This window comes from Aeromicrobium sp. Leaf245, assembly GCF_942548115.1.
In the GTDB taxonomy this organism is placed as follows: Bacteria; Actinomycetota; Actinomycetes; order Propionibacteriales; family Nocardioidaceae; genus Aeromicrobium.
Window position 1 is genome coordinate 3,330,045 of record NZ_OW824151.1, and the last position, 18,867, is coordinate 3,348,911.

Here is an 18,867-nt window from a genome sequence, read left to right on the forward strand (position 1 = left end):
GTCGCCGTCAGCGTCTCAGCGCAGGGAGTAGGTGACCACCGAGACGGCCGTGTACTGCGCGACGAAGGCCAGGACCGTGCACAGGTGGAAGACCTCGTGGAAGCCGAACGTCTCCGGCACCGGGTTCGGTCGCTTGGTCGCGTAGACCACGCCACCCACCGTGTAGACGAGCCCGCCGAAGGCGATCAGGCTGATGGCCGTCACGTTGACGCCGGTGCTGAAGCGCGAGGCTCCGTCCACGAACGTGGGCAGGAACGGGACGATGATCCACCCGAGCGCGATGTAGAGGGTCGTGAAGACCCAGCGCGGCGCCTCGGTGAACAGGATCCGCAGCACCGAGCTCACGACCGCGACGGACCAGACGACGCCGAGCAGCCACGCCCGCGCCCCGCCTTCCAGGTAGAGGATCGCGAAGGGCGTGTAGGTCCCGGCGATCAGCACGTAGATGTTGGCGTGGTCGAAGCGACGCCAGAACGCCCAGATGCCGACCTCCCAGGTGCCCCGGTGGTAGATCGAGGAGACCGTGAACAGCAGCAGGGCGCTCGCGACGTAGATCGCGGAGCCCCAGCGGGTCTCCGTCGTGGGCGACAGCACGATGAGCACGATGCCGGCCGCCAGGAGGATCGGCACGAACCCGGCGTGCATCCACCCGCGCAAGGAGGGCTTGAGCTCGGCCAGCTTGTCGGCCATGCCTCGCGTGCGCCGGTCCACGGGTAGGGCGTCGTCGTCGGTGCTGCTCACGGAAGCTCCTCCTGGTCGAGACAGCGCGACACGTCGTCACGCACCGTGGACAGCGACGGTGGGACCACCGTAGGCCACCAGCGCGTCAGGGCCGGTCTGCGCTGGAGCAGGCGCTGTCCGTCGTCACCGTCAGGACCCCGTCGCCGACGTCGACCTGCAGCGAGGCCAGCGTCTCCGGGTCGAGGTAGCTCAGTCCGGTCACGGCCTCGCCGTCCTGCTCGACGTCGCGCTCGACCAGCCCGGCACGACGGGCCGCCGCGGCGACGTCCTGCCGGTCGTCCTGGGTGTAGCGCTCGCGGGGCGCGTCGTTGGTCCAGGTGAGGATCCGTTGGTACCCGCCGTCGGCGCAGTCCCGGATGGTCGGGTCCTGCGAGCTCCAGTCGTCGTCCTCGCCCAGGAGCCGCTGCACGTCGGCCTGCAGCCGGTTCTGCCGACCACCCGCCTCGCGCGACAGATCGGGCCGGACCGACGGCGTGACGGTGGCGACCGGCTCGTACTCCTCGTCGTCGTCGCGCTCGGCGGTGACGGCGGTGACGACCACGCCCACGGCGATGACGACGGCGACGGTCACGACGACGAACGCGATCGCGAACCGGTTGGGGTGTCGCGTGCTGAAGGGCAGCAGGCCGGGGAACTCGCGCTCGACCGTCGCGGCGTCGAGCGGCTCGGGCGCCGAGGCGTGGTTCGGGAGGTGCCTGATGATCGCCTCGAGGTCGTCCTCCGACCACATCTCGACGTTGAGGCGGAAGGGCCGCCCCGTCCCGTCGACGACGAGGTACGGGACCTCGAACCCGTGCTGGTAGGTCAGCACGAGCAGGCTGCCGCGCAGGTGCTCGTCCACCGCCAGGACCCGCGTCCGCCCGTAGCTGCGGAACGTGACGTGCGTCCGCGAGACGGTGACCGTGTGCTGCGACGGGAGCGTCAGCCGCCAGACCACCACCCCGAGGAGCGTGACGGCGGCGGTGACGCCGACCACCCACAGACCCGCCTCCAGGCCGATGCCCCTCAGGCCGACGAGGCCCACCGGGAGGACCACGGCGACGGCCGCGAGGGAGCTGCGCCGACGTGCCTTCGTCGTCGGGGCGCGGTGCCCCCGGTCCGGCGCGTACCGGATGCTCCCGTCGGGGAGGGTCGTGCGGCTCATCCTCGTCCTCTTCCGCTGCTTCCAGAGCACTCCGCGCGGTGCCGGGATCACGCTCCCACGGCACCGTCCTCCGCGCAGCGCGCCCCGCCGATCGTCCACGCGGCGCGGCCCGAGGACCGAAGCAGAAGATCAGTCGTCGTCGGCCCAGTGGCCCTCGATGACGCCGTTGCGGACGATGTCGTCCGCCACGTCCCTCAGGCGTCGACCGCTCGCGTGCGCCTCGCGTGCCAGCACGGCGAAGGCCCGCTCGGGCGCCAGTCGGTAGCGCTGCATGAGCATCCCCTGGGCCTGGCCCAGCGCGATGCGCGAGGCCACCACGCTCTGCACGGACTCGAGCTCCTCGGCGGCGGTGAGCGCCACCGCGACCTGCGCGGCCACCGCCAGGGCCGTCGCCTCGTCGTCGACGTCGAACGCATCGGGCTGCGATGCGTAGAGGTTCATCGCCCCGAGGGTGTCCTGCGTGACGAACAGCTGGACGCACAGCATGCTGCGGAACCCGAGCTCCTCGCTCGCGCGACGCGACCACCCCGGCCAGCGCTCCTCGGTGCGCAGGTCCCTGCTGCGCACCGTCTCCTGCTGGTGGATCGCCTGCAGGCAGGGACCCTGGCCGAGCGCGTACTGCAGTGCGTCGCCGCGGCGGCAGCGTTCGTCGGTGGCAGCCGGCGTGTCGATGCTCCGCCCGTGGTGGACCATCGAGATCCCCGCCGCCTCGGCCCCCGCGACGAGCGCCGTCGCCCCCTCCACCGCGACGCCCAGGGTGCTCGCGAGGTCGGGCGACTGGCTCATGTCGCGCGCCAGGTACGAGAAGCGGTCCCACAGGTCGTCGGGCATCCTCCACCATCGCACCGACGGAGCGGATCACCTACTCGCCGACGTCGGCACCACGACGCGCGCGCCCCGTCTCGGCCCCCTACGTTGGACCGATGGCCTCTCGCAGCGACACCGACCTGCACGGCCCGGATCTCCACGGCACCGATCTCCCCTCCGGGTCGTCGGGCTGGATCCGCGTCCGCGGGGCACGCGAGCACAACCTGCGCGACGTCGACGTGGACCTGCCGCGCGACTGCTTCGTGGCGTTCACCGGCGTCTCCGGGTCGGGGAAGTCCTCGCTGGCGTTCGGGACCGTCTTCGCGGAGTCGCAGCGTCGCTACTTCGAGTCCGTCGCCCCCTACGCGCGACGGCTGATGTCGCAGGTGGGCGCCCCGGAGATCGACACCATCGAGGGACTGCCGCCGGCCGTCGCCCTGCAGCAGGCACGCGGTGGCACCAGCTCCCGGTCGACGCTGGGCACGCTGAGCTCCCTGTCGGACGTGCTGCGTCTGCTCTACAGCCGGGCGGGCACCTACCCCGAGGGCGCCGAGCACCTCCCGGCGTCGGCGTTCTCACCCAACACGGCGGTCGGCGCGTGCCCCACGTGCCAGGGCAGCGGCGTCTCGAGACGCACCACCGAGCAGCTGCTCGTCCCCGACCCATCGCTCTCCATCGACGAGGGCGCGATCGGCGTCTGGGCCAGCCGCGCGTGGGTCGGCCAGAACGTGCGGCGGATGGTCACCAAGCTCGGCATCGACGTGCACGCCCCCTGGCACACGCTGTCGCAGAGCGATCGTGACTGGATCCTGTTCACCGACGAGGAGCCGCGCATGCTCCTGCAGGGCAACAAGCAGGGCGAGGCCAGCGCGTACCACGGGCACTGGTCGTCGGCGGAGAAGTACCTCATGCGCAACCTCGCCAAGACCCAGTCCCCCGCGCAGCGCGAGAAGCTGGAGGCGTTCGTCGCCGACGGTCCGTGCCCCACGTGCGACGGCAAGCGTCTGCGCCCTGCTGCCCTCGCCGTCACCTTCGCCGGGATCGACATCGCGGACATGGCCGCGCTCCCGCTGTCGCAGGTGTGCGCCCTGCTCGACGGCGGGCTGGCCGACCAGGCCCGCGGCACCGACCGGCACGGCGCGGCAGCGGCGTCCGCCGCGAGATCGCTGGTCAAGGACTTCGGTGCGCGCGTGGAGTCGATCATCTCCCTCGGCCTCGGCTACCTGTCCATGGACCGCTCGAGCACCGCGCTGTCCCCGGGCGAGCTGCAGCGCGTGCGGCTCGCCGGACAGCTGCGGGCCGGCCTGTTCGGCGTGCTCTACGTGCTCGACGAGCCGTCGGCCGGGTTGCACCCCGCGGACTCCGCCGCGCTCTACGACGCGCTGCGCGACCTCGTCGCCGCGGGCAACTCGCTCTTCGTGGTGGAGCACGACCTGTCGATCGCACGCCACGCCGACTGGGTGGTCGACGTCGGCCCGAGCGCCGGGGTGCTGGGCGGCCACGTCGTGCACAGCGGACCGCCCGCGGCGCTGGCCGACGTGGCGGACTCGAGCACGGCGGACTTCATGTTCGACCGCACGGAGCCGCCGGCCCTGAGCGCGCGGACGCCAGCCGACTGGATCGACTTCGATCCCATCTCGCTGCACAACCTGCGCGACGTCGAGGTCCGACTGCCGACGGGTGTGCTCACGGCAGTCACCGGGGTGTCGGGGTCGGGCAAGTCGTCGCTGCTCACGGCCATGGTCGAGCAGCTGGAGGCCGCTGCGGCCGATCCTTCGGCAGAGGGCCCGCGACGCATCGTCGTCATCGACCAGAAGCCCATCGGTCGGTCGCCGCGCTCCAACCTGGCCACCTACACCGGTCTGTTCGACCCGGTCCGACGCCTCTTCGCGGCCACCCCCGAGGCCAGGGAACACGGATGGACGGCGGGGCGGTTCTCCTTCAACGTCGACGCAGGCCGGTGCCCGACGTGCGAGGGCGAGGGCTTCGTGGCGATCGAGCTCGTGTTCCTGCCGACCAGCTACTCCACCTGCCCGACGTGCGGCGGGTCCCGGTACGACCCCGAGACGCTCGAGGTGCTCTACCGCGAGCGCGACATCGGGCAGGTGCTGGCCATGACCGTGCAGGAGGCGGCGGACTTCTTCGACGACGTGCCCGCCGTGCACCGCGCGCTCACGACGCTGCTCGACGTGGGCCTGGGCTACCTGACGCTCGGCCAGCCCGCCACGGAGCTGTCCGGGGGCGAGGCACAGCGCATCAAGCTGGCCACCGAGCTCCAGCGACCGCGTCGCGAGGGCACGGTCTTCGTGCTCGACGAACCCACCGGCGGCCTGCACCCCGTGAACGTGCGCGACCTGGTGCGCGTGCTGAACCGCCTGGTCGAAGGCGGTGACACCGTCGTGGCGGTGGAGCACGACATGCAGGTCGTCGCCGCTGCCGACTGGGTCGTCGAGCTCGGCCCCGGCGGTGGCGACCGAGGCGGCACGGTGGTGGCCGCGACCACGCCCGCCGAGCTGCTCGACGTGGCCGACAGCGTGACGGCGCCGTACCTGCGCGCAGCGGTGGAACGAGGCTGAGCGGCTGCGCCGAGCGGGCTCACGTGTCGAGGGGGTCCTCGGGGATCAACCGACGGGCGACGATCGTCTCGGCGACGTCGCGGAGCTTCTCGTTGCGGTGCTGGGACAGACGGGTCAGCAACGCGAACGCCTCCTCCTCCTGGATGCCGTGCCGCTCCATCACGATCCCCTCGGCCTGACCGATCCGGGTCCGCGAGACGAGAGCCTCCCTCAGCTGCTCGACCTGCCGGGCCGCGGCGATCGCCGCGGCGGCGTGGGCCGCGAAGAACGGGATCTGCGCGACGTCGCGCTCGGTGAAGGCGTCCGCCCGCCGGGCGTAGACGTTGAGCGCTCCCACCCGCCGCTGCTGGGTGGTCATGTGAGCCGACAGGATCGAGCGGAACCCCAGCTGCTCGGACACGGGCTTGGCCCAGCGGGGCCAGCGCTGGTCGACCCGGAGGTCCTGCACGTGCACGACCTCCGTCTCGCGGAAGCTCTCCAGGCACGGCCCTTCGCCCAGCTCGTTCTGAAACCGGTCGGCAGCGTCGAGGTCGGGGTCGGTCGCGCCGACCGTGACGATGTGCCCGTCGCCGAGGTTCAGCGACACCGCGCAGCCGTCGGCACCGTCCACCGCCGATGCGACGTGCTCGGAGAGCTTCGCGATGACCTCGTGGGAGCTCCCGCTGCCGGAGGCGTCGGCGGCGATCGCCGCGAGGGTCCGGTTGAGGTCGTAGTGGTCGTTCTCGTTCTCGTTCACGTGCTGCTCCAGCGATCTTGCGGTCCGCGCCCGCCTCTGTGCCGAAGCGCGCTCGGGACACAATCTAGCGAGAAGCGTCTCGGCCCGTGCCGCGTGTCCGGACGAGGGCACCGGTCCGCTCGCCCGGACGGAGTCGGGGCCGTCCAGGCAAGCGGTCGGATCCGGAGCCACCCCGCCCCCGCCGAGGCCGCGCCCGCCAGGGCGCGGCCCCGCCCGGTCAGCCCTCGCGTCGGCGCAGGACGCCCGTGCCCACGGCCAGACCGAGCATGCCGAGCAGCAGGAGCCACCAGGCCGGCCCACCCGTGCTGGGCAGCAGTCCGCCGGGCAGCAGACCGCCGTCCTCCGCCGGCACCGTCACGGTCGCGTCGTCCACGCTGGCGTCGCCGCCGAGCCCGCCGGCGGACACCGACGCGACGTTCGTGACCGTCTCGCCCGCGGCCGCCGTGAGCGTCGTGCGCAGCTCGATCTCGCTCGTCTGGTCGACGCCCAGCCGCCCGTCGTAGGTGCAGGTGGCCCGGCGGCTGGTCGTCTCGCACGTCCAGTCCCGGCCCGCAGCCGACACGAGGGTCAGGCCCTTCGGCAGGGCGTCCGTGACCACGACGTCGGCCGTGGTCTCGGTCGGTCCGGCGTTGTGCACCTCCAGCGTCCAGACGGCTGTCCGGTCGTCCTGCTCGGCGAGGGACTTGTCGATCGACACGAGCGCGGACCCTGCGACGGGCGCCTCGACCGTCGACGTGTCGTCGTCGGTGTCGGTCTGCTCGCTCGGCGTCGCGACCCGCGCCGTGTTGACCACGGTCGGGTAGGCCGCGGCGCCGACGTCGACCGTGAGCAGCACCGAGCTGGACTCGTCGAGCACGAGACCGTCCTCGTCGACGCAGGTGACCGTCCCCGCATCCTCCGCGCAGCGCCAGCCCTCACCCTCGGCGGACACGTAGGTCAGGCCGGCCGGCAGCGTGTCGGTCACCGTGACCGGGCCCGGGTCGGCGGTCGGACCGTCGTTGCGGACGGTCAGCGTGTAGGTCCCCTGACGGCCCACGGTCAGCTCGCCCTCGACCTGCTTGTCGATCGAGAGGTCCACCAGTGCAGGCACCGTCACCTCGTCGACGTCCCGGTCGTTGCCACTCTCCGGGTCGGGCGTGGCGGACGAGACCGTGGCCACGTTCCCGACCGCCGGGTACGACCCGGGCTCGACGGTGGCGACCACCGTGATCGGGTCGGCGTCGGTGTCGACCGCGAGCGGCTCGTCGAGCGTGCAGGACGCGGCGTCGTCGTCACAGGTCCACCCCTCCCCCGAGATCGACTCGAGGGTGAGTCCGTCGGGGAGCAGGTCCGCCACCTCGACGTCACGCGCCTCCGACGGACCGTCGTTGCGGACCTGGAGGGTGAACTCCAACGGTGAGCCGACCGTGGCCTCGCCCCGGTGCGACTTCGTGATCGACAGGTCGGCCGATCCCGTCGGCGTCACCGTGTCGCGCGCCTCGTCGTTGCCGGACTCCGGGTCGTCCGTGTCGCTCGCGACCGTGACGACGTTGACCAGCTCGTCGCCCGAGGCGTCGGACGCCACGTCGACCGTCATGACCAGGTCCGGCGTCGACGCTCCCGCGGCGAGCCCGGCGGTGGGAGCGAGCTCGCACTCCACCGTCTGGCCCGCGGTGGCGACCGGCCCCGCCACACAGGTCCAGGGGCCGGGCGTGCCGACGTACGTCATGCCGGGCGGCAGCTCGTCGGTGAGCGTGATCGGCGACCGCGCGTCCGAGGGTCCCTCGTTCTCGACGCCGATCGTGAACGCGAACGGGCGGCCCGCCACGGGGGTGCCCGTGTGGGTCTTGGACACCGCGAGGTCGGCGTGCGTGGTCACCGAGACGTCGTCGGCATCGGTGTTGTCCTCGTCGTCGTCACCCGGCGTCGTGGTGGTGACGGTCGCGGTGTTCGTGATCACCGTGCTCGCGTCCACACCGCTGCCGACCTTCGTGACGAGGGTCAGCGACGGGGCGGCGCCCGGGGCCAGGGTCGGCCGCGAGCAGCTGAACGCGGCGTCGGACGTCTCGCACGTCCAACCGTCTCCGGCGACGGACGTGACCGTGAGGCCTGCCGGCATCGTGTCGGAGACCGTCACCGCGTCCGCGTCGGACGGGCCGGCGTTCTCGACCCCGAGGGTCCAGGACAGCTCGGCTCCGGCGTCGACCGTGTCGACGGCGGCGGTCTTGGTGAGGGACACGTCGGCCTCGTCGACGACGACCGTCGGGTCGCTGTCGGTGTTGTTCGAGACGTCCGTCTCCTGCGGTCCGCTCACGGCGACGCTGTTGACGAGCGTGGCGGGACCGGCGTCGGCGGCGACGTCGACCGTGAGCGTGAACGACGTGGAGGCGTCGTCGGCGAGGCCACCGGTGCGTGAGCACGCGACGTCCTGGCCCGTCTCGTCGGCCTGCCCGGCCTCGCACGTCCAGCCTCCGCCGGAGACGTCGGCGAAGGTCATGCCGGCGGGGAGCCGGTCCTCCACCGCGAGCGGGCCGGGTGAGTCCGACGGGCCGCGGTTCGTGACCTCGATGGTGTAGTCCAGCGACGTCCCGGCCGTCGCGTCGCCCGTGTGGCTCTTCTCGACGGTGTAGTCGGAGTCCTGGTCCGGCACGTTGCCGTCGACGGCCTCGGAGCCGTCGGGGTCCTCCTCGGCGACGGCCTTGGCCGTGTTGACGATCTCACCGGTCTGGTCGGATCCGACCTCGACGTCGATCTCCACGCCGGCACTGCCCTTCGGGGCGATCGAGCCGCTCAGCGTGCACGTGACGGTGCCGGCGTCCTCGTCGCAGGACCACCCCGTGCCCCGGGCACCGCGGTAGGTCAGGCCCTCCGGCAGCGTGTCCGTCACCGTGACGTCGGTGGCCGTGGACGGCCCGGCGTTGGCGACACCGATGACGTAGGTGCCGGTGGCACCCGCGACCAGCTGGGTGTCGCCCTCGACCACCTTCGACGTGGTGAGCAGCGCGGTCCGCGTGGGCGTGTCCTCGGCGGAGTCGCGGTCGTTGGCCGAGGCCGTGGGGGTGACGGGCTCCGGCGTGGCGCTCTTGACCGAGGCGACGTTCTCGACGGCGGCCGTGCGGTCGGCGGGGATGTCGACGGCCACGACCAGCTGCGGCGCGGCGGCGTCCCGCGCGAGGTCCTCCTCGGACGTGCAGGTCACGACGCCCTCGGCCTCGTCGCACGTCCAGCCGTCACCCTCGGCGGAGACGAAGGTGGTGCCGGACGGCAGCGTGTCCTTCACCGTCAGGGGGCCGCGAGCCGTCGACGGACCGAGGTTGGTCACGTCGAGCGTCCACGTGGCGGTCTGGCCGGCCACCAGGGACCCGCTCAGCTTCTTGGCGACGGCCACGTCGGCGAGGGCGGTGACCGGAACCGTCGACGTCGCGGTGTTGTTCGTCGTGACGGACTCGAAGACCGAGCCCTCGACCTCGGCGCTGTTGGTGATCGACGCCGTCGTCCCGAGGTCGCTCGGGACCTGGCCGGTGACGGTCACGACGGGCAGCGTGCCCCCGACGGGGACCGGACCGGCGTGGCGGCACGTGACGTCCGTGGTGCCCACGGAGCAGCTCCAGCCGGTGCCGGAGGCCGTGTAGCCGGTCAGCTCGTCGGGCAGCTCGTCGGTCAGCACGATCTCACCCGTGGCGGCGTCCGGACCGGCGTTGCCGACCGTGAGCTTCCAGGAGTAGGGACGACCCGCGACGAGCGTCCCGTCACCCTTCTTCTCGAGGGTGAGGTCGGCCCGGTTGATCTGGGCCTCGGCCGTGGCATCGGGACCGGCGTACGAACCGGTCTTGCTGCCCGTGGCCCCGGTGGCGTCCTTGACCACGATGGCGGCCGTGTTGACGTGCGGGACGCTGCTCCCCGACCCCGGCGAGGTCGTGGCGTCGGCGGTCGGCCGCGCGGTGTAGGTGATCACGACGTCCTGGCCGGGCGCCACGGGGCCGAGGGCCGGCCACGTGAGCACCCGAGGGTCGTCGTCGCCGACCTGCGGTGGCGTCGGCTGCGCCGTCGCCGAGCCGATGCCCACGGTGGCCGAGCTGCCGAGGACCCAGTTCGTCGGGAGCGTGTCGGTCACGTCGACGGTGGCGGTCGCGGCGCCGGTGTTGCGGACGACCACCCGGAAGGTCTTGTCCTTGCCGACCTCGGCGGTGGGGCCGCCGACGACGCTCTTCTGCACGGTGCCCTTGGGCAGCTGCGGCGTGACGCTTCGGGTCGTGGACGGTCCGGTGTAGGTGCGACCACCCGTCGCGCGGCTCTCGTAGCCGGCGATGGTGGCCGTGTTGACGAGGGCGCTCCCGTCGAGGGTCCCGCTCGCCGCGAGTCGCGCGTCGTACGTCAGGCGCCGGCTGTTGCCGGGCGCGCCGACGGTCAGCTGCGGGAGCCGCCACGTGATGGTGCGGGTGGCGTCGTCGTAGCTGCCGTCGTCGGAGATGGTGTCGGTGTCGACCACGACACCCTGGGGCACGCGGTCGGTGACGACGACCTCGAACGCGTCGCTGACATTGGTCCCACCGGGGTTGGTGGCGGTGACGGCGTACGTGAAGACCTGGCCGGGCTCGGGCGTCGCCTCGTCGACCGTCTTGGCCACGGCGACGGTCGGCTGCCGGATGGTCACCGCGGCGGTCCGCTGGGTGCCCGAGCGGGTCCAGGTGTGGCCGGCGCTCGTCGGGTCGGTGCCGTTGACCGAGCTCCAGCGCACGTTGGCGGCGTTGGTCGGCGTGGCGCCGGTGGTGTTGCCGGCGACGTCGGCGACCTTCAGCCGGTAGGTGATCGTGTAGACGCGCGAGGCGGTGTCCGGCGCCAGGTCACCGAGGCCCCAGCCCACGGTGCGGCCCGACGCGGTCAGGGGCGTGGCGTCCGCAGGGCAGGTGGTGGGTGCGGTGCTGTGGGCGCAGGTGACCGTGACGTCGCTGAGCGACGAGAGGTCCAGCCCCGTGGGGACGGTGTCGGTGACGGCGGCGTCGAAGTAGTTCAGGTTCGGCGCGAACGTCGCCCGGACGGTGTAGGTGACCGTGTCCCCGATGGTCGGCGTCAGGGGCAGCACAGACTTGGTGAGCGAGGCGGACGTCGTGGTGACGGTCTTGTTCGCGGTGGTCGAGACCGTGGTCTCGGTGCTGTTGTCGTTGCGTCCGTCGTCGAGCGTGCTACCGACGAGGCGTGCGTCGTTGCGGTACGACGCGCCACCGGCGGCGTCGACCGCGACCTTCGCGGTGTAGGTGAACGACCGGGACTCGGCCGGCTCGAGCGAGCCGACCGGCACGGTGATGTAGGTGAACGACGTCGAGGTGCACTGGCTGCCGGTCGCCTGGGCCGAGGTCGCGCCTGACGGCAGCGTCCCTGCGTCGAGCGTCAGCGCCAGCGGCAGGCAGTCGGTCAGCACCGCGTCGTGCAGCGGCACCGGACCGGTGTTCTCGGCCTTGAGCGTGTACGTCACGTCCTGGCCCGCACCCACCACGGAGGTCGGGTTCGAGGTCTTCGTCAGCTTGGGGACGGGCAGCTTGACCTGGACGTCCGAGGTGTCCTGCACGGACTCGGTGCCGGTGGCGTCGGCCGGTCCGGCGGTCGAGGTGAACGTGGCCGTGTTGGTCCGCGTCCCGGTCGCCGTCGTGCCGGGAGCCACCCGGGCGGCGATCTGGAGCACCACCACTTGGTCGGTCTCCGTGGCGTTCGTGTAGGTGGCCGGGAACCGCACGCCGTGGTTGCCGTCTGACTCGATCGAGGCGGGCAGGGGTGCCGTGGTGGCGCTGCCCGCGTCGGGACGGAACACGATCGTCGAGCCGGTGACCTGCAGGTTCGCGGGCAGCACGTCCTTCAAGGTCGCCCGGTACACCGTGGTGCGCGCGGGGATGGTCGCCGTGATCGTGTAGTCGATCCCCTCGCCGCTCACGGCGTCGTGGTCGCCGTTGCCGGTCTCGGAGTCGACGTCGGTGACGTTGGTCTTCTCCACCTCGACCGCCGGGAGCCGCACGCTGGCGGTGTCCTTCGCGGGCGGGGCGTCCATCTGCGCTGCGGTGACGGCGGGGTCGATGTTCTCGCGCGGGTAGTGGGTGGTGCGGCCGTCGGTCCCGACGTTGGTGGCGGCGGCGAACGAGCGGACGCCCGCCGTGTTCACGTAGCTGCGGCCGGCGGCGGTGGTGGTGGGCGTGGTCGCGCGGTACGTGAGGGTGGTGGAGTCGCCGGGCGCGAGCGCCGTCGTGACGGTCCACGAGACGACCGCGACACCGTCGACGGTCGCGCACGCGCCGCCGTCGGAGATGGCGCTCACGTCGCCGCACGTGTACTGCGGGGGCAGGAGGTCGCGCACCTGCACGTCGTCGACGGCGCGCTCGTTGCCCTCCACGTCATCGGTGTCGCTGGCGTTGGTGACCTTCACCGAGAAGGTCGACACGTCGCCGTGGCGGACCTCGGCGTCGTCCACGGACTTCTCGATGGCGACGGTCGGCGGCGGCGCGACGTAGAAGGTCACCTGGTCGCGCAGCGACTGCGAACGGCCCTGCTGGTCCAGGTAGCGGAACTTCGCCAGGTTGCCCTTCACGTCCACGTCGGCGTCGCCGGGGGTCGAGACGATGCCGCTCAGGACCACCTCGAACACGGCACCGGGCTCGACGAAGCGCTGGCCGGCGATCACGTCCCCGATCGTGAAGACCGGGTTGCCGGTGGCCTCGTCGGTGGAGATCGTGACGTCGTTCGCCGCGGTGGGCGTGGCCGAGCCTGCCTCGTACACGACGCCGTCGGGCAGGAAGTCCGAGACGCGGGGGGCGCGGGTGGCCGTCGCGTCGGAGAAGTCGACCCGGATCTTGAAGCAGACCCGATCGCCCTTGCGGTACGACAGCACGGACTCGTCGCCGGCACGGTTGTCGATGTAGCTGGTGGCGGCGCAGCTCATCGGGGTGGCCTGCGTGCCCACCGTCTTGTCGAGACGGGGGCCCTCGGTGCCGATCGAGGCCTGGGACTCGTCGTTGACGGTCACCGGGTCGGTCCCGCTCTCGGACGCGGGCACCTTGGTGGTGCGGCCCTGCAGCGCCACCGTGTTGACGAAGCTGTCGCCGGAGCTGGTGGGCTCGGTGCTGCCCTCGTAGGCGCTGCGCATCCGCGCCTTGTAGGTGATCGTGCGGACCTGGCTCCGCTCGAGCTCGAACGGCGTGAACGTGATGCGGAAGCCGTCGGCGTCCAGGTCCTCGACGTCGGCGTAGGAGGCGCCACCCGTGGGCGCGAAGGAGCCGCCTCGCGCGCACTCGGCGGCCGAGGTGTTCTCGTGGTTCGTCTCGTCGTCGAGCGGGCACAGGCCGTTGGGCATGTCGTCGGTGAGGACCACGTCGGACGCGGTCGTGTACTCGCTGCCCTGGACGGACAGCGTGTACGTGGCGACCTGACCCTGGACGAAGGTGCGCGGCGCGACGGACTTCTGGACGGCGACGTCCTCGGACGTCACGGTCACGCGCGCGCTCGCGCTCACCGTCTTGTCGGCGGGGTCGCCCTCGATCGTCCCGGTGTACGTGCCGCTGGCGATCGCGCGGTTCGTGTAGGCCTTCTCGGTGGCGCCCTCGCGCGTCGGGGCACCGGTGTTGTTCGTCAGGTTCGCGGTCCCGGTGAACTCACCCTGCGGCATGACGTTCTCGCGCATCGGGATGCCCGCGGCGTAGGTCAGGGTGCGGCTGCCGCCTCCGGCCAGCGTGCCGACGTCCCAGGTGACCTTCGTGTAGACCCCGGCCGGGTACCCGGCGGGCAGGTCGGAGTCGACCGTCTCGACGGAGACCGGCGTCGCACAGTCCGCGCCCGCGGCGGGCGTGCCGGTGAGTCGCCCGGAGCCGGGGTACTCCTCGAAGCCGGCCGGGGCGTTGTCGACACCACCGCAGCCGAGGAACTCCAGGCCGGCGGGCAGGTAGTCGACGACCTCGACGTCGTCGGTGGGCGTCGAGCCGTTGTTGCGGACGCGCAGCGTGAACGTCGTGGGGTGGTCGTGCACACCGCGCAGGAGCTCGTGCTCCGGGCTCGGCTCGGACTTCGAGAGCGCGATCGCGCTCACCGCGGTGGTGCTCGTGGTCGTCGCCGACGCGGTCGAGCGATCCAGCAACGTGCCGGCCGGGGTGAACCGGGGCACGAGCCGCGGGTCGCTGTTGGCGTACACGTCCAGGTCGACCGGCACGGTGGACCCGACGGGGTACACGTCGGTGTCCGGCTCGGCGTCGAAGGCGAGGGAGACGCTGCCGGACCGCGCGGCGTCGTCGACGTTGCGCCACACGAGGGTCTGCTCGCCCTCGGCAGAGGTCCACACCACGGGGTCACCGACGCTGTCCGGACGGGTCGACCCGGGCACGTAGGTGATGCCGGCGGGCAGCACGGCCCGGAACGTGACGTTGTACAGGTCCTCGTCGCCGGTGTTGGTGGCGCGCAGCGAGTACGACACGTCCTCACCCACCAGCACGGGGTCGCTCGACGCGCTGAGCGTCATCGACTGGGCGGCCACGGCCGGCGCGACCGGGACGACGGCGACGAAGGCCGCGACCAGCGCGACCACGACGGCAGGGTGGACGAGCCGCGTACGCGGCATGGTGCGACGACGCACTGGCAGAGCTCCCTCAAGCACCCGCCGACTCCCCGACGGTACACAAACATGAACGACTTCCTCAGGTCCACATCCTGGCAGAAGTCACAGGTTCTCCGTGCCACTTTGCGCCAACCGAGCGGCCGTCGGGAGTGAGGTGCGTCATACGGTCCGGCGGCGCCACCGGAGGTGGTTCACCCGCGCAGGAACGTGACGAGGGCGACCACGCCGACCCCGACCACGAGCACGCGCAGCGCCGACGCCGGGAGACGTCGCCCGACGGTCGACCCGACCTGCCCGCCGACGGCCGAGCCGATCGCGATGAGCAGCACCACGAGCCAGTCGACGTCGGCCACGGCGATGAAGACGAGGCCCGAGACCCCGTTGGCCACGGCCGCCAGCACGTTCTTCAGCGCGTTCAGCCGCTGCAGCTCGTCATCGATCCCGATGCCCATGACGGCGAGCAGGATGATGCCCTGCGCGGCACCGAAGTAGCCGCCGTAGACGCCGGTCAACGCGACCAGCGGTCGCGTCCACCAGGCACCGTCCTCGGACAGCCCGCCGCGCTCGGCGTGCCGTCGGGCGACGGCGGCCGAGATCCGCGGCCCGAGCACCACGAGCACGCAGCCCAGCAGGATGAGCACCGGCACGATCGCCGAGAACGCCGACGCCGGGAGCACGAGCAGCAGGACCGCACCGGCGACAGCGCCGACGGCGGACGCGGGCACGAGCCGCATGGCTCGCCGACGCTGGCCACGCAGCTCGCGCCGGTACCCGATGGCCCCCGAGACCGAGCCGGGGACGAGCCCGATGCCGTTCGACACGTTCGCGGTGACCGGTGGGACGCCGAGCGCCAGCAGCGTCGGGAAGGAGATGAGGGTGCCGGACCCGACGACGGTGTTGATCGTCCCCGCCGCCAGTCCCGCGAGCAGGATCACCGTGATCTCGACCGGACCCATCTCGACCTCCCCCGGGGCGCAGGTGCGCCGTCCCGACCGTCGAGGCTACGTCAGCGCGTCGAGCGGGACTGATGCCGCCGGCCCCTCCGCGCGACCGATGTCACGAGAGCGGGCCCAGCAGCCGGCGCGACTGGCGGGACTGCACGAGGAGCGCACCGTCGTCGGACCACACGTCGCAGTCGTCGACGGCCCAGGCACGGTCGAGGTGGCGCGCCCTCATCCTGACCAGCACGAACCCGGACGTCGGCGGGTGCTGGCCGAGCACCAGCGAAAGGTCGGCGGTGGGCATCAGCACCGGGGTGGAGGCGATCCCGAACAGCGCGGGCGGCATCGCGTCGCTGATGACCGCCAGCTCACCAGGACCGTAGCGACCCTCCGTCCGCAGCCGAACCCACGCGACCAGCTCGGCGGTGTCACCGCCGACGGTCGGCCGCGCCTCGGTGGCGAAGCGGAACTCCAGCTGTGCACTCACCGGGACCAGGTCGCGCGGGAGCTTCACCTCCTCGCACCGGCCGGGCGCGGGGACGTCGGGCATCGCGACGTCGGTGAACGAGCCCTGCTCCTCGTCGACGGGAGCCGAGAGGACGGTCGCCAGCAACGCCGGACGGCCCGCGCTCGCCGCCTCGACGGAGCTCACCACCGAGCTCCGTCCCTGGTGGACGGTCCGGACCGCGATCTCGAGCGGGTCGTCGCGCACACCGGCCAGGTACTGGAACGTGGCCGTCCGGACGCGCCAGTCCGGTGGCACCTCGGCGGCGACCGCATCGAGGACGGCACCGGCGGTCACACCCCCCATGACGCCCGCGAAGGACCACCAGTCGCGGGTGAACGACGCACCGTAGCCAGGGTGCCCCGACCCTTCGACGGGGTGCACCGACGGCCGGACCGTCACGACCGGGCCGCCGTGACCGGCTGAGCAACGCGGTTCGTCATGCCGAGGGCAAGCACCGCCGCCACCACCAGAGCCCCGGCACAGACCCACCACGTGGCAACGAAGCCGTCGCGAGCGGCGACACCCTGGGCGCTGCCGACGATGGCGAACAGCACGCTCACCCCGACGACGAAGCCGATCTGGCGCGACATGGTGACCACGGCGCTGCCGGTAGCGGACTGGTCTGGCGCAAGGTCACGGGTGCCGCCGGCGATGAGGTTCGGCAGGGCCAGCCCGACGCCGATGCCGCCCAGCAGCCACCCCGGCAGGTAGGCCGACACGAACGCCGGCTCGACGCCCATGACCGACACCATCCACACGTTGCCCACCGCGCACACGATGGAGCCCGCGGCGACGAGTCGGGCGGGCGCGACGTGGGGCAGGAAGCGGTGCGAGAGGGCGGCCGTCACGGGGACCATGATCGGGCCGACGGCCACCGCGAAGCCGGTCCGGAGCGAGGAGTAGCCCCAGATCTGCTGCAGCCAGAGGATCCCGACCAGCAGCTGTGCGGCGAAGGCGACGTTGAAGACCAGCATGGCCAGGTTGGCGTAGCGGAACGAGCGAACACGCAGCAGCGCTGGATGGATGACCGGCGAAGGGTGACGACGCGACTGTGCCCAGAACACCGTGCCGAGCACGACCGCGCCGGCGAGCGACCCGGCGGTTCGCGGGTCCGCCCATCCCCAGTCGTTGCTCTTGGTCAGGCCGAGAGCGAGCAGGCCGACCTCTGCCGCGAAGACGACCGCGCCGGCCAGGTCCGGGCGGACCGCGTCGTCGTCGGTGCGCGCGTCGCGCACGACCGTGACCGCGAGCCACAGCAGGCCGAGCCCGATGGGCAGGTTGATGAGGAACACCCAGTGCCACGACAGCTGGGTGAGCACGCCTCCGACGGTCGGCCCGAACGCTGCCGCCAGCGCGCCGGTCGCCGCCCACAGCCGCACCGCGCCCACGCGCCGCTCGGGCGGCAGGGCACCCATGAGGATGCCGAGGCTGGTCGGCGTCATGGCGGCGGCGCCCGCGGCCTGCAGGACCCGGCAGGCCACCAGCATCCAGACGCCCGTGCTGAGGGCGCAGGCCACGCTCGCCGCGACGAACAGCGCGAGCCCACCGACGAACATCTGCTTGCGCCCGTAGCGGTCCGCGAGCCGTCCGAACGGGACGAGCAGGGCCGCGAAGGTGACCGCGTAGGCGTTGAGCACCCAGCTCAGGTCCGCGGCAGTGGGGCCGCCAGGCGTGCCCACGCCCAGGTCGCGCCCGATGTCGTCGAACGCGACATTCACCACGAACAGGTCGAGGCTGGACATGAAGGCGGCACCGATGGTGACGAGCACGACCGCTCGCGCACCCTGGCTAGGATGAGGCATAGCCAGCAACCTAGTGCCTGGCTATGGTCCTGCCAAGCCAGGGCGTAGGATCGGTCCATGCCCGCCCGACTCGAAGGACGCCTCGCGTCCCCCGACCGCAGGTCCCCCGGCGACCACTGCCCCATCGACCGTGCGCTGCACGTGGTCGGCACCCGTTCGGCACTTCTCCTCATGCGCGAGGTGTCGTACGGAACCAGCCGCTTCGACGACCTCGCCACTCGCGTGGGCATCAGCGACGCCGTGGCCTCGGCCCGCCTCCGCGAGCTGCTGGAGGCCGGTCTGCTCGAACGTCGCCCCTACCGCGAGCCGGGCCAGCGCACGCGGCACGAGTACGTGCTCACCGAGAGCGGCGAGGAGCTGCTGCCGGTCCTCCTCGCCCTGGCCGCGTGGGGGCGCCGGCACACCGGGGCCCGGACCTCCCCCCGCTTCGTCCACGCCGACTGCGGGGCCGACGTCGAGGCCGAGGTGCGCTGCACGGAGGGGCATGTCGTCGCGCTCGACGAGCTGGTCGTCAGCAGCTGAGGGGCGCAGCGACGCGGATGCGAACGACGACCGTCGTCCAGCACGCGCCTGCTCCGAGACCTTTCGGAGCCGCCTGTCGGAATCGAACCGACGACCTTTTCATTACGAGAGCCCGGAAACCCCCAGCGATGCTGTCCGCAGCCGCCTTTCAGCGCTTCTCGTTGCAACCGTTCCATGCAGTAGCGGTCTGGGGGTGCGCGGGGGGTGCGCGCCCACTAGTCCTCAAGCCGTGTTGAGTTGCTACCGGCGCTCTCCCAGGCCGCCTGCGACACACAGCGACTCGGCTTCCGTCCCAGCTGCGCGGACTGTTCCGGTCGAGGCGAAGGGTCGCGCTGCGCCTGTCACCTGACGGTGTAGCAGTCCCATCTATTTCTTGTCCAAGACCCGAGTCATCCAGTAGTTGAGAGGTGCGATGCCAAAGCACAGCAGAGCCCCTGCGAATTCCCCGATGGCGACTGCGAGACAGCCTAGACCCAGCATGAGAAATAGCGCGACCCAGTTCATGAAGCGCCAGTATGAACTGA

Annotated in this window: 10 protein-coding genes; 2 read left to right on the forward strand and 8 right to left on the reverse strand. The window is 72.0% G+C overall.

Features of this window, described 5'->3' with window-relative positions; all coding sequences use genetic code 11:
• Nucleotides 1-15: 15 nt before the first annotated feature.
• The 3 genes from NBW76_RS16235 to NBW76_RS16245 form a co-directional block, all read right to left on the reverse strand.
• Nucleotides 16-741, reverse strand: coding sequence for a hemolysin III family protein (locus NBW76_RS16235; protein ID WP_200932646.1), 726 nt, complete (start codon nucleotides 739-741; stop codon nucleotides 16-18).
• Between the two features lie 85 nt (nucleotides 742-826).
• On the reverse strand, nucleotides 827-1,885 hold the full coding sequence (locus NBW76_RS16240; RefSeq protein ID WP_056552744.1) for a hypothetical protein: 1,059 nt from the start codon (nucleotides 1,883-1,885) through the stop codon (nucleotides 827-829).
• Between the two features lie 129 nt (nucleotides 1,886-2,014).
• Nucleotides 2,015-2,716 carry a GAF and ANTAR domain-containing protein gene (locus NBW76_RS16245; protein ID WP_055969564.1) on the reverse strand — a complete coding sequence of 234 codons (702 nt, stop codon included), beginning with the start codon at nucleotides 2,714-2,716 and terminating at the stop codon, nucleotides 2,015-2,017.
• Nucleotides 2,717-2,808: 92 nt separating this feature from the next.
• On the opposite strand from NBW76_RS16245, the gene NBW76_RS16250 reads away from it, so the two are divergent.
• Nucleotides 2,809-5,268: an excinuclease ABC subunit UvrA gene (locus tag NBW76_RS16250; RefSeq protein WP_082480158.1), complete on the forward strand. Its 2,460-nt coding sequence runs from the start codon at nucleotides 2,809-2,811 to the stop codon at nucleotides 5,266-5,268.
• A 19-nt stretch (nucleotides 5,269-5,287) separates the two neighbouring features.
• Here the strand turns inward: NBW76_RS16250 and NBW76_RS16255 are convergent, their stop codons facing one another.
• The 5 genes from NBW76_RS16255 to NBW76_RS16275 form a co-directional block, all read right to left on the reverse strand.
• Nucleotides 5,288-6,004 (reverse strand): GAF and ANTAR domain-containing protein, encoded by a 717-nt coding sequence (locus tag NBW76_RS16255; protein WP_055969567.1) that lies wholly within the window; start codon nucleotides 6,002-6,004, stop codon nucleotides 5,288-5,290.
• Nucleotides 6,005-6,221: 217 nt separating this feature from the next.
• Nucleotides 6,222-14,540 (reverse strand): isopeptide-forming domain-containing fimbrial protein, encoded by an 8,319-nt coding sequence (locus tag NBW76_RS16260; RefSeq protein ID WP_162239199.1) that lies wholly within the window; start codon nucleotides 14,538-14,540, stop codon nucleotides 6,222-6,224.
• Nucleotides 14,541-14,761: 221 nt separating this feature from the next.
• Nucleotides 14,762-15,526 (reverse strand): sulfite exporter TauE/SafE family protein, encoded by a 765-nt coding sequence (locus NBW76_RS16265; protein WP_056552749.1) that lies wholly within the window; start codon nucleotides 15,524-15,526, stop codon nucleotides 14,762-14,764.
• Between the two features lie 100 nt (nucleotides 15,527-15,626).
• Nucleotides 15,627-16,511 carry a thioesterase family protein gene (locus NBW76_RS16270; protein ID WP_369814958.1) on the reverse strand — a complete coding sequence of 295 codons (885 nt, stop codon included), beginning with the start codon at nucleotides 16,509-16,511 and terminating at the stop codon, nucleotides 15,627-15,629.
• On the reverse strand, nucleotides 16,415-17,821 hold the full coding sequence (locus NBW76_RS16275) for an MFS transporter (protein WP_056552755.1): 1,407 nt from the start codon (nucleotides 17,819-17,821) through the stop codon (nucleotides 16,415-16,417). Before NBW76_RS16275 ends, NBW76_RS16270 begins: the two co-directional genes overlap by 97 nt.
• Nucleotides 17,822-17,878: 57 nt before the next feature.
• Here NBW76_RS16275 and NBW76_RS16280 point away from each other — a divergent pair, with 57 nt between their 5' ends.
• A complete protein-coding gene (locus NBW76_RS16280) occupies nucleotides 17,879-18,343 on the forward strand; it encodes a helix-turn-helix domain-containing protein (RefSeq protein WP_055969582.1) in 465 nt (154 codons plus the stop codon).
• Nucleotides 18,344-18,867 lie beyond the last annotated feature (524 nt).

What these genes read in the sequence shown, in the direction of transcription:
- NBW76_RS16240 (WP_056552744.1), bottom strand. Translation starts at nt 1,885, where the DNA reads ATGAGCCGCACGACCCTCCCCGACGGGAGCATCCGGTACGCGCCGGAC.
- NBW76_RS16280 (WP_055969582.1), top strand. Translation starts at nt 17,879, where the DNA reads ATGCCCGCCCGACTCGAAGGACGCCTCGCGTCCCCCGACCGCAGGTCC.
- NBW76_RS16250 (WP_082480158.1), top strand. Translation starts at nt 2,809, where the DNA reads ATGGCCTCTCGCAGCGACACCGACCTGCACGGCCCGGATCTCCACGGC.
- NBW76_RS16245 (WP_055969564.1), bottom strand. Translation starts at nt 2,716, where the DNA reads ATGCCCGACGACCTGTGGGACCGCTTCTCGTACCTGGCGCGCGACATG.
- NBW76_RS16275 (WP_056552755.1), bottom strand. Translation starts at nt 17,821, where the DNA reads ATGCCTCATCCTAGCCAGGGTGCGCGAGCGGTCGTGCTCGTCACCATC.
- NBW76_RS16265 (WP_056552749.1), bottom strand. Translation starts at nt 15,526, where the DNA reads ATGGGTCCGGTCGAGATCACGGTGATCCTGCTCGCGGGACTGGCGGCG.